Below are 10,577 nucleotides of genomic sequence, written 5' to 3'. Positions count from 1 at the left end.
AAAGATGCAGCGGTGTTTCGTAATGGGACAAGGTGATGAGCGGTTCAATGCCGTATTTCAGCAGTTCATCGAACAGGTCGTCATAGAATTGCAGGCCGGCTTCGTTCGGCTCCGTTTCATCCCCATTCGGAAAAATGCGCGTCCAGGCAATGGAGGTACGATAGGTTTTGAAGCCCATTTCGGCAAACAGCTTCACGTCCTCTTTGTAACGGTGATAGAAGTCGATCCCTACCAATTTCATGTTGTCAGGTGTCGGTCCGTCAGTGATCAGCCCGCCAAAACCGCCTTTTGGTGTTACATCCTGAACAGACAAGCCTTTGCCGTCAGCATCAAAGGCTCCTTCATATTGATTAGCCGCAGTTGCGCCACCCCATAGGAAGTTTTCTGGAAATTTCAATTCTGTCAAAGTCTTCCATCCCTTTCGAAAGCGTTTTATAGTCTCTATTCTACAATAAACGGCCTACAATTGTAATCCTTTTCATTCCGCCATGTTGTTCTGTTATGATATACATAAGAAATCCGATCCCTTCCGCCTATTTTTGCATAGCAAATGACGCCGTTTCCGAAAACCAGTAAGCTTTTTTTGTAGATTCGGTTACAAATATAAACGCATTACGTTCAGCACTTATGGAAAAGTTATTGGAGGCTTTTAAAAGTTAACAGAAATCTGCTCAAATGTATTCAACCCTTTTGTTTTTGATTCCATGTCCTCTTATACTTTGTCTATAGAAAAGGATGATGAGAGATGATACTAACAAAGAAAGTTCGTTTGATTTTGACAGACGAACTTTCCAAACTCTACCAATCAGCCGGCGTTGCCCGTTGGGCCTACAACTACACCCTCCGGATGCAGGAAATGAATCATCGTTTCGGCGGGAAGTTCATCAGCGACAATGACTTGCGCAAGCACATCACCAAAATGAAGAAACGGAAGAAATACGCTTGGCTGAACGAGGTTTCCAACAATGTCGTCAAACAGGCGGTCAAAGATGCTTGTGCTGCGTTCAAAGCCTTCTTCAATGGGCAAGCCAAACATCCCAGATTCAAGACCAAACGCCGGACCACACCGAGTTTCTACAATGACTGCGTCAAGCTGAAAGTGAAGGGCAACCTTGTCCTGTTGGAAAAAATCGGTTGGGTGAAGACCAATGAACCTTTGCCCATGGGCTGTAAATACTATAACCCGCGTATCAAATTCGACGGCAAATATTGGTACCTGACGGTCGGGGTCGAGGTGACCCCGGAAAAAGTTGAACTGGACAATCGGAGTGTCGGCGTTGACGTCGGCATCAAGGAGTTGGCTGTCACCTCCGATGATGTGTTCTATGAAAACATAAACAAGACAGCCTCCGTGAGGAAAGCGGAGAAACGCCTCAAGAGATTGCAGCGGCGTGCAAGTAAAAAATACAAGAAAGGAACGCCTAAATCTAAAAATCTCCTAAAACTAGAAGGTGAAATCCGAAAGCAGCACCGACGCTTAGCCAACATCCGAACCAATCATGTCCATCAAGCAACGGCGGAGATCGTGAAATCCAAACCCTCCCGCATTGTGATGGAAATGCTGAATATCAGCGGCATGATGAAGAATAAGCATTTGGCTAAGGCGATTGCAAATCAGAAACTCTATTTCTTCAAACAATGCCTGCAATACAAATGCGAACGGTATGGCATTGACTTTGTGGAAGCGGACAAGTGGTACCCAAGTTCCAAGTTGTGCAACAACTGCGGAACCCTCAAAAAGGACCTGAAACTCAGAGACAGGGTCTATCACTGCACCTGCGGCCACCATTGCGATAGGGATCTGAACGCAAGCTACAATCTGAGGGACTACCAAGCAGTCTAACGGTAGCTTAGATGTGTACGATTCGTTGCATCGGAATTTACGCCCTCGGAGTGTTATATCAAACAAGAGTAGTCCGCAAGGACAAAATTGGACACGAAGAACAGGGAAGCAAACATAAACTAGATTCAGATAGATTTATGGCAACGGAGCGATTGACATGGACGAACACAACCATTCCCATCACATGAAACCAACCACACCCACAGAACCAAAACCCGGACACATCCAAACGGAGAATGCCGCATCTCCCGATTCGGCTATGGATCACAGTCATATGGACCACAGTTCCCACCAACATCAAGGGACTGAGCATTCTCAGCACGGCGGACATAGCCATGGAGAACACGAATCGCCTCATCCTGAAGGTCACAACCATGAACAGATGGGCCACGGTTCCGAAGGCCATGCGGTCCACCACGAACACATGGTAGCCGATTTCAAAAAACGTTTCTGGATCACATTGGCGTTGACCATTCCGATAACCCTTCTGTCGCCGATGATCATGATGCTGTTCGGCTACCATCTCGCTGTTCCAGGGGAAAATATCATCGTATTCGTGTTGTCATCCATCGTCTTTTTCTACGGCGGGAAACCGTTCCTGAAAGGCGCCCGGGATGAATGGAAAGCCAAAATGCCCGGCATGATGATGCTGATTTCCTTGGCAATCATCTCCGCGTATATCTACAGCAGCTTCACCGCTTTCTTCATCGTGGGATCCGACTTTTTCTTTGAATTGGCTACGCTGATCCTCATCATGTTGCTGGGTCACTGGATCGAAATGAAATCGCAGATGGGTGCATCCAAAGCTTTGGAAGAATTGATCAAATTAATGCCGAAAGAGGCACACAAACTTGATGCAACCGGCAACACGGTTGAGGTGAGCATCGAAGACCTAGTCCCCGGCGACCGCATCCTGGTGAAATCAGGCGAAAAGATACCGTTGGACGGCAGAATCTTTGAAGGTACATCCACAGTCGATGAATCGATGCTGACCGGCGAATCCGTTCCCGTTGAAAAGCAGCCCGGTATGCAGGCAATCGGCGGTTCCATCAACGGCAGCGGCGTTTTGAAGCTATCCGTCGAGAAAATCGGCGGCGAGACCTATTTGGCTCAGGTCACCCAGTTGGTCCAGGACGCCCAGCAACAAAAATCCAAAACCCAAAGCTTGGCTGACAAAGCGGCCAAATGGCTTTTCTATATCGCCGTCGTCGCCGGAATCCTGACCTTCGTTTATTGGTCATTCGCAGCGGATCTGCCTTTTGCGTTGGAACGGATGGTGACCGTATTGGTCATCGCTTGTCCGCACGCGCTCGGCTTGGCGGTGCCGCTCGTGAATGCTGTTTCAACCTCCATCGCCGCCAGAAAAGGTTTGTTGATCCGCAACCGGAATCAATTTGAAGACGCCCGCAAACTGAACCGCATCGTTTTCGACAAAACCGGAACCCTGACGGAAGGGAATTTCGGCGTGACCGATCTGCTCCCTGCAGACGGTGTAGCGGAGAGGGATCTATTGACTTTGGCCTATTCCGTCGAAAGCCAATCCGAACATCCGATTGCCAGGGGGATTGTCCGCAAAGGGCAAGTGGAGAACGTTTCGCTTTTGGAAGTGAAGGGTTATCAAAATTTTACCGGGCAAGGCTTGCAGGCTCTCATCAGAGGCGAATGCATTACCGTCCTCAGCCCGGGAGCGATGGAAGAACGCGGCATTGCCTATGACCACGCGAAATTCGAGGCGTTGGCACAACAAGGGAAAACGGTCGTCTTTGTCCTGAAGGAAGATGTCCTACAAGGGATGATAGCCATCGCCGACATCATCCGCGACTCCGCTTATGCGGTTGTGGCCGCACTGAAAGAACAAGGGATCGAATCCATCATGATGACCGGCGACAATAGCCGGGTAGCCAATTATGTCGGCGAAAAATTGGGATTGGCCGAGGTGTTTGCTGAAGTCCTTCCCGATGAAAAATCCAGACACGTAAAAGAACTCAAGGCCGGCAACAAAAAAGTGGCCATGGTCGGTGATGGCATCAATGATGCACCGGCACTGGCCGAAGCCGATTTGGGCATTGCTATAGGCGCCGGAACGGATGTTGCCATCGAGATCGCCGACGTGATACTTGTGAACAGCAATCCCGAAGATGTATTGAACATCATCAAGCTGTCGAAAGCGACCTATCGCAAAACGGTAGAAAACCTGATTTGGGCAGTTGGATACAACGTAATCGCCATCCCTTTGGCGGCAGGCATCTTCGCCAACCAAGGCATCGTCATCACCCCGGCCATCGGTGCTGCAGTCATGTCCGTCAGCACCATCATAACGGCTATCAACGCCCGCCTTTTGAAGATAGACTGATTACGTTCCGCTTTTGCAGTCACACAGCAAAAGTAGTCATGAAAAATATTTCCGCAGCATACATCCTACATCCAAACCACACAAATCGGCATTATGATAGGATTACAGAAAACAGAAGGGGGAATTTCTATGTTCAGCAGATGCTTTCAATACTTTGGGGGATTCGGAATGGGCGGCATGATGTTCATGGGCATCTTTTGGATAGCCTTGATCATTTTGGTTGTTTACCTTTTGGTGAAGCTCTCATCCAGTACCAGAAATATAACCAAAGCTTCCACTGAAGAGACGGCTTTGGACATCTTGAAGAAAGAGTTGGCCAAAGGAAACATAACCGAAGAAGAATTCGAAAGTAAAAAGAAACTCCTGTAGACACTTGCATTCAAAAGGGGCTGTCTCTGATTGAGGCAAGTCTTTTTTGCTATTTTCAGATTTCTAAGCCAGGTTATTCAGGAATGTTCCATTCGAGAATTCCTGCATTCTCTGTTTTCGGTCGCCAACGGATCGGGGATCGCGGCGGGGTATTTGGCGCAGATACTGTCGGAAAAACCTTCCGAAAAGTCGGCGACGGTTTTTTTGTTTGCTCCATCGCGATAATAACCTTCCATCGAACCTTCGGCGGGTTATTCTGTGGAGAACGCTGTATTTTAACCCGCCGGACCGCTTTCGGCGGGTTATGCCGATCGGAACTACACAATCCTCCGTACCCAACAAAACGCAAGAATGGGGCTATCTCGATATGAGACAGCCCCTTTTTGTAGAGTTCTGACGTTTCTTAACCAGTTCCAAAAATGCTGACCCGAATTTCATCACATTTTTCCCGGTTATTCCAGGGGCAGACTGACGATGAAAGTGGCCCCTTTACCGGGATCGCTCTCAACCCTTACCGTCCCTTTATGTTTCTTGACGATGCTTTTCACGATGGCCAACCCGATGCCCTGCCCGCCCAATTTGCTGTTGCGAGAAGGCTCCGTCATATAGAAACGTTCAAAGATTTTCTCCTGATCGTCCAGGGAGATCCCGATTCCGTTGTCGGATACTTTCAAAATCGCTTGCTCGCCTTGCTTGCGGGTCTCAATTTCGATTTCCCCATTTTCCGGCGTGAATTTGATTGCATTGGACAGGAGATTGGTCAATACTTGGCTGATTTTATCCCTGTCGGCCGCAATCATCACCCTTTCCCCACTGACGGATAAGGCGATATTTTTTTGCCCGACGGCGGAGGCGAAGTTCGTCATGATTTTTTTTGAAAGTTCTTGCAAGTCGAAGGAGCTGATCGTCAATTTTTCATGGTGGCTTTCGATTTCATTGATTCTGTCGATGTCCCCAATCAGCCGTGAAATGCGGTTCACCTCATCGTAGCAGATGCGCAGCCGATTCTCCGTTATTTCCCAGATGCCATCCAGCATCGCTTCCAGATTCCCTTTCAAGGTCGTGAGCGGCGTCCTGATTTCATGGGAAATATCCGAGGACAGGCGATTGCGGATGGCCTGCTGGTCCTCCAGCTGATGGGAAAGTTGATTGACGGAATGGATCAGTTCATCGATTTCAACGATTTTGGTTTCCTGCGGCACTTGATCCGCATAGTTTCCTTTGGCGATTTCTTTCGTGAAATCACTGACCTTGACGACCGGCCTGCTCAGCTGCCGGGCAACCCATCCGGCAAAAAGGATTGACAATACCAAGGTAAGCAAAGCGACGATCAGGAAATTATTTTTCACATCCGTCATGAACTGCCTGTCGTGTTCGGTGTAGGCGTAAGGGCCTATCGTCCCGATTGCGAGGCTGCCGATTTCCTTGCCGCCGTCATAAAGCTTTGTGGTCGCCAGGGTATAGCCGCTCTCCTCACCGCCCATCATGTCGTTCATTTGCATCATATGGGAACCCGTCTGTTGCAGGGTTTTCTCTTCTTCAGCGGAAGGAGCCCAGATGAGTTGCCCGCCAGCGTCATATACTTTCAGGATGATGTTTGATTTCAGCGCGTCAGTCCCAATGGTTGAAAGGACCGTTTTGTCCCAACTACCCCCTCCGGCAAATGCCTGTTCCAACTGTCCCGTAAAGGCCGTGATTTCTTCGGTCTGACGGAGGCTGACATACGCCTTAAAATGATCGTTCATGATCCGCATGCTCAACCAGCCGAACAGTCCGACACTCACGACGGAAATGGCCAGGAAAGAAAAAATCAGCTGCCAGCCTATGGTCCGTTTCATTTTTCTCCTCCAAATCGGTACCCGCTGCCCCGGACGGTCAAAATATAGTGGGGTGTTTTCGGATTTCCTTCCACTTTCTGTCTCAGATTCTTGATATGCGTGTCGATGACGCGGTCCAACCCCTCGAATTCGATGCCTTTGATGCGGTCAAGCAGTTGGTCCCTGGAAAACAATTGATTGGGGTGTCCTGCCAGCAAAGCCAACAGCCCGAATTCCGTGGCCGTCAAGGCGACCTCTTCCTGGTTTAAAAAGACTTGCTTCGTCTGCGGGTGGATGACCAATTTACCGCCGTCAAATATCCATTTTTCGTCATTTCCAGGCGGCGTATAGCGCCTCAGCACGGTCTCCACGCGCGCAACCAATTCTTTCGGGCTGAACGGTTTGACCAGATAATCGTCCGCTCCGATCCTCAACCCGGTTAAGATATCATTTTCGGATGATTTCGCCGTCAACATGATGATCGGCACCTGCGACTTTTTCCGGATTTCCTCGCAGATTTCCAGACCGGTCATGTCCGGGAGCATCAGATCCAGCACCAAGAGATCCGGTTGGAAGGATCGGAATTTGTCCATGGCTTCCTTCCCTGTTTCCGCCCGCATGACGTGGTATTTTTGGGCAACCAGGTACGCTTCAACGATATCCAAAATGTTCGGTTCATCATCAACAATCAATATTTTCAAACATATCCCCCCAAACGCCTTCTTATTTGACTATTATTCTACGCTAACTTGGCCCATCATGCCAATGTCCTCATGTTCCAGAATGTGGCAATGGTACATGAAGACGCCCTTTTCGGGGAATTCTATCTCCAAACGGACCGTTTCACCGGGATTGATGGCAATCGTATCCTTCCAGCCCTGTTCATTGAGCGGCGGCGCTGCTCCGTTCCGCGACAGAACCTTGAACTGCACCCCGTGGACATGGAAGGGGTGGAGCATGCCGCCCATCATATCGGGAGCGTTGTAGACTTCCCAAATCACTTTTTTGTTTAAATCCTGTTCAACGTCGATTCGGTCCATATCAAATTGTTTCCCGTTGATGGCGACCATGAATCCCATCCCGCTGAGCGTGAAACGCTTCACTTCCAATTGCGCGGCATCTTCGGCCTCGGGTATCGTGTTCAATTGTTCGGGGAGGCTAGTTTGGCCGGTAATCTCTTCCGTCACTTTCAACGCCAATACCGTTGCGGAGCCATCCATCAGTTTCAGTGTGTCCCCTTTTTGGTGGAGGCTCATATCGACGACAATTTCAGCGCGCTCCCCCGGCGACAAAGCGAGCGCAGCCATCGCAACCGGACTTTCCAGAAAACCGCCGTCGCTGGCGATTTGATAAAAGGTAGCCTGGTCGTTCAGGCTAAAACGATAGTTGCGGGCGTTCGACCCGTTCACCAAACGCAAACGGATCTTTTCATTTTTGACCTCAATGTAAGGATTGATCGTCCCGTTCACCAACAGGGTGTCCCCAAAAGTCCCGTCAGCGCTGTATGTGTGGGCATAGTCGAATTGGTTATCCGCATCAAAGGTCCGGTCCTGTAAGACAAGCGGGAAATCATTGACGCCGTAGTCTTTCGGCAAATCCAAGCTGTCCGAATGTTCGTCTTCGATATAGATCAAACCTGCCAGACCATAGTAGATTTGTCGAGCGGTCGTCCCCAATGCATGCGGATGGAACCAAAGCGTGGCGGCTTCCTGCTTCACCGTGAAGTCCACTTGGGCAGTGCCATTCGGCGCCACCGCCGAATGCGGGCCGCCATCGACATCGGAAGGGACCTTCAGTCCGTGCCAATGGAATGAGGTTGCCTCCGACAGCTGATTCCCGATGTTGATGTGGACCGTTTGCCCTTCGCGAACCATCAGAACGGGGCCTAAGTAGGAGCCGTTGTACCCGATTGTCCGCGTCTTTCCGCCTGCTTTAAATGCCGTCTCACCGACTTGGGCCGTTACAGTGTAGGTGATTTCCGTAGCGGTTTCGGAATCGGCCGCCAACATTTCCGGAAGTTTCAGTTTCGTCATGGCGGTTGCGGCATCCACCAATTTCACGGTATTCGTCCCGCCCATATGTCCCATGCCTGAAAAACCACCGACATCCGCTTGGCCTGTATTTTGATACGGCATGGTCACTTGGCTGTCATTTCTATTGAACATATTTGAAAAAAGATAGACTGATGCAACGATTAAAAGGGCGACGGCAAAGACAAGAGCGGCAATCATCGTCGTTCTTTTTCTCATGGAAATCCCTTCCTTTCCGATCCGACTGTTTTTCTGACTTCATTATACATCCCCAATGTGTAGAACAGGTGAATGAACCTCCTTCACTTGCAAAATCGGCGTTTCCAACTATAATGGGACTATTGCCGCAATCTGGACCAAACGATATCCCGTTTAATAAGGAGAAAAAAATAAATGAAGAAAAAATTGGAACAACTGGCCAAGGCACTGAAACTCCAAGTCGGCGCGGTCTTTTTGGCCTACCGAAGCGACGAAGTGGCTTGGTATAAGAAAGCCTTCCTGCTGCTTATTTTGCTCTATGCATTGAGTCCCATCGATCTGATTCCTGACTTCATCCCCGTTATCGGCTATTTGGATGACGCCATCCTCCTGCCGCTGATGATTTACGTCGGGATCAAGATGATTCCTGACCATGTCTGGGCGGAGAGCAAAGCCAAAGCGGCAGAAGGAATCATCATCGAAAAGAAATACAAGCTTATCGGCGGTGCCTTTATCGCATCCCTTTGGGCAGTTTCATTTTTTTACGTCGCCCAGAAATTTATCCTGTAGTAAATCACTCTTCCTTCAAATGACAAACAGGACATCCCAGCTGTGTGGGATGTCCTGTTTGTTGCCTATAGATTAATCTTCTACTATATATACCGCAGCTTCATTGCCGGTATGGTTCGCTGATATGATCACATCTCTGTCTGCCTCGTTCACAACCATGATATTCGATGGCCCGCAATCCTTGTCGATGATTTCGGTCTTGAATTCATCATCTACGTATTGGATATAAAACAGGTCGCTGTTTTCCCTTCTGATTCCTCCCACGAAACTAGGGACGCCTCTAAGCGTCGTCCCCACCAAGGTATGGGCAAAATCAATTTTATAAGGGTATTCATATACAGCCTCGTAACCAGACTCGGTTTGCTTATAGATTTTGATGCTGTCGCCATGGAATGGTTCAATGGTTATCATTTCTTTCACACCATCGGAGTCAATATCCAGAAGGGCAACTTCGCCTATCGGAGTGTCCAGAATCTGTTCGATTTCCCATGCCTTTTCGGCGAAAGGCGTTACTTTGATGATTCCTTGATCACTTGTGAAGTAGCCGACCGGTTTATTATCTTCATAATCCTTGTAATAGCCATGGTTACGGAAATAGCCTTTCCCCAAAACCTTCAGTTCGACACCGTCAGTAGGGTTCTCGGGCAGTACGCCATAATAGATGCTCCCCGCTCTTGACCAATCGTCTTTGAAATCTTTGTCATCCGCTATGGTGGCGCCGACAAAATAGTTCACACCCTCCACATCGTAGATATCAAAACGGTGCAGATAAGGCAAATAGAGTACATCCTTTATTTCCCAGCCTGTTTCTGGATCGTATTTGCCCCAAACAACTTTCGCTTTGCTTGGGCTGACCTTCAAGTAAAAATCAACGATGGCCAAAAATTCATTGTTCTTGTTTGGGATAGGGATGATGGACATGCACCCTCCACCGTTTTCCCAAACCGTCTCTCTCTTTTCGAAGTCTTTGCCCGAGTACATATAACAAGGGTATCCTTGTTCTTCACTGGCGATTAAAGCACACGTTTCGCCTCCGATAGTGATGTAGCTAGCGCAATAGCTTCGGTACATATCATCCAATTTCTTTTTTGTTATTTTCATCATCCGTGCTCCCTTCATCATTTATGCAGCAGGAATTGCTGCAGATCAGACTGGCTTATTTTGAAAACATCTCTGTTTATTGCTTTCATAGGAACTATTTTTTAGCTTCGGCATTCGTTGGGTTACTTTCCGAATTTTACTTTGTATGCTGCAACCACTTTTTCAGTAGTGAAGCCATATTCAGCCATGACAACATCGCCGTTTCCGCTGGCACCATAGGTGTCGATGCCGTAAGCCAAGCCATCCAAGCCTACATAACGTTCCCAACCGAATGTTGCGCCCATTTCGATGGACAT

10 protein-coding genes are annotated in these 10,577 nt (G+C 48.6%); 4 read left to right on the top strand and 6 right to left on the bottom strand.

Going from position 1 to position 10,577, the window contains the following annotated elements:
- A partial coding sequence (locus BM101_RS13340) for a family 1 glycosylhydrolase (protein WP_143084478.1) occupies positions 1 to 406 on the bottom strand: 406 nt, incomplete at its 3' end.
- A 339-nt stretch (positions 407 to 745) separates the two neighbouring features.
- Between BM101_RS13340 and BM101_RS13335 the strand changes: the two genes are divergently transcribed.
- The 3 genes from BM101_RS13335 (at position 746) to BM101_RS13325 (ending at position 4,565) form a co-directional block, all read left to right on the top strand.
- A complete protein-coding gene (locus tag BM101_RS13335) occupies positions 746 to 1,843 on the top strand; it encodes an RNA-guided endonuclease InsQ/TnpB family protein (protein ID WP_087034162.1) in 1,098 nt (365 codons plus the stop codon).
- 157 nt (positions 1,844 to 2,000) lie between these two features.
- Entirely contained in the window at positions 2,001 to 4,196 is a 2,196-nt protein-coding gene (locus tag BM101_RS13330) for a copper-translocating P-type ATPase (protein ID WP_245825833.1), read from the top strand.
- 129 nt (positions 4,197 to 4,325) lie between these two features.
- Entirely contained in the window at positions 4,326 to 4,565 is a 240-nt protein-coding gene (locus BM101_RS13325) for an SHOCT domain-containing protein (protein WP_087034163.1), read from the top strand.
- Between the two features lie 452 nt (positions 4,566 to 5,017).
- Here BM101_RS13325 and BM101_RS13320 read toward each other — a convergent pair whose 3' ends face one another.
- The 3 genes from BM101_RS13320 to BM101_RS13310 are packed head-to-tail and all read right to left on the bottom strand — an operon-like array spanning position 5,018 to position 8,631.
- Complete coding sequence (locus tag BM101_RS13320; protein WP_087034164.1) at positions 5,018 to 6,403, bottom strand: sensor histidine kinase; 1,386 nt, start codon at positions 6,401 to 6,403, stop codon at positions 5,018 to 5,020.
- Entirely contained in the window at positions 6,400 to 7,083 is a 684-nt protein-coding gene (locus BM101_RS13315; protein WP_087034165.1) for a response regulator transcription factor, read from the bottom strand. The genes BM101_RS13320 and BM101_RS13315 overlap by 4 nt, the downstream gene beginning before the upstream one ends.
- Before the next feature lie 33 nt (positions 7,084 to 7,116).
- Positions 7,117 to 8,631: a multicopper oxidase family protein gene (locus BM101_RS13310; protein ID WP_245825842.1), complete on the bottom strand. Its 1,515-nt coding sequence runs from the start codon at positions 8,629 to 8,631 to the stop codon at positions 7,117 to 7,119.
- A 174-nt stretch (positions 8,632 to 8,805) separates the two neighbouring features.
- Here BM101_RS13310 and BM101_RS13305 point away from each other — a divergent pair, with 174 nt between their 5' ends.
- Positions 8,806 to 9,180, top strand: a complete 375-nt coding sequence (locus BM101_RS13305; protein WP_087034166.1) for a YkvA family protein — start codon at positions 8,806 to 8,808, stop codon at positions 9,178 to 9,180.
- Between the two features lie 72 nt (positions 9,181 to 9,252).
- On the opposite strand, the gene BM101_RS13300 is transcribed toward BM101_RS13305, so the two are convergent.
- Positions 9,253 to 10,281, bottom strand: a complete 1,029-nt coding sequence (locus BM101_RS13300) for a hypothetical protein (RefSeq protein ID WP_087034167.1) — start codon at positions 10,279 to 10,281, stop codon at positions 9,253 to 9,255.
- 122 nt (positions 10,282 to 10,403) lie between these two features.
- On the bottom strand, positions 10,404 to 10,577 hold a 174-nt coding region (locus tag BM101_RS14595; RefSeq protein ID WP_177194530.1), incomplete at its 5' end, for a transketolase-like TK C-terminal-containing protein.

The organism is Trichococcus palustris (assembly GCF_900114465.1).
GTDB lineage: Bacteria > Bacillota > Bacilli > Lactobacillales > Aerococcaceae > Trichococcus > Trichococcus palustris.
This window is presented reverse-complemented; position numbering and strand designations above follow the sequence as displayed.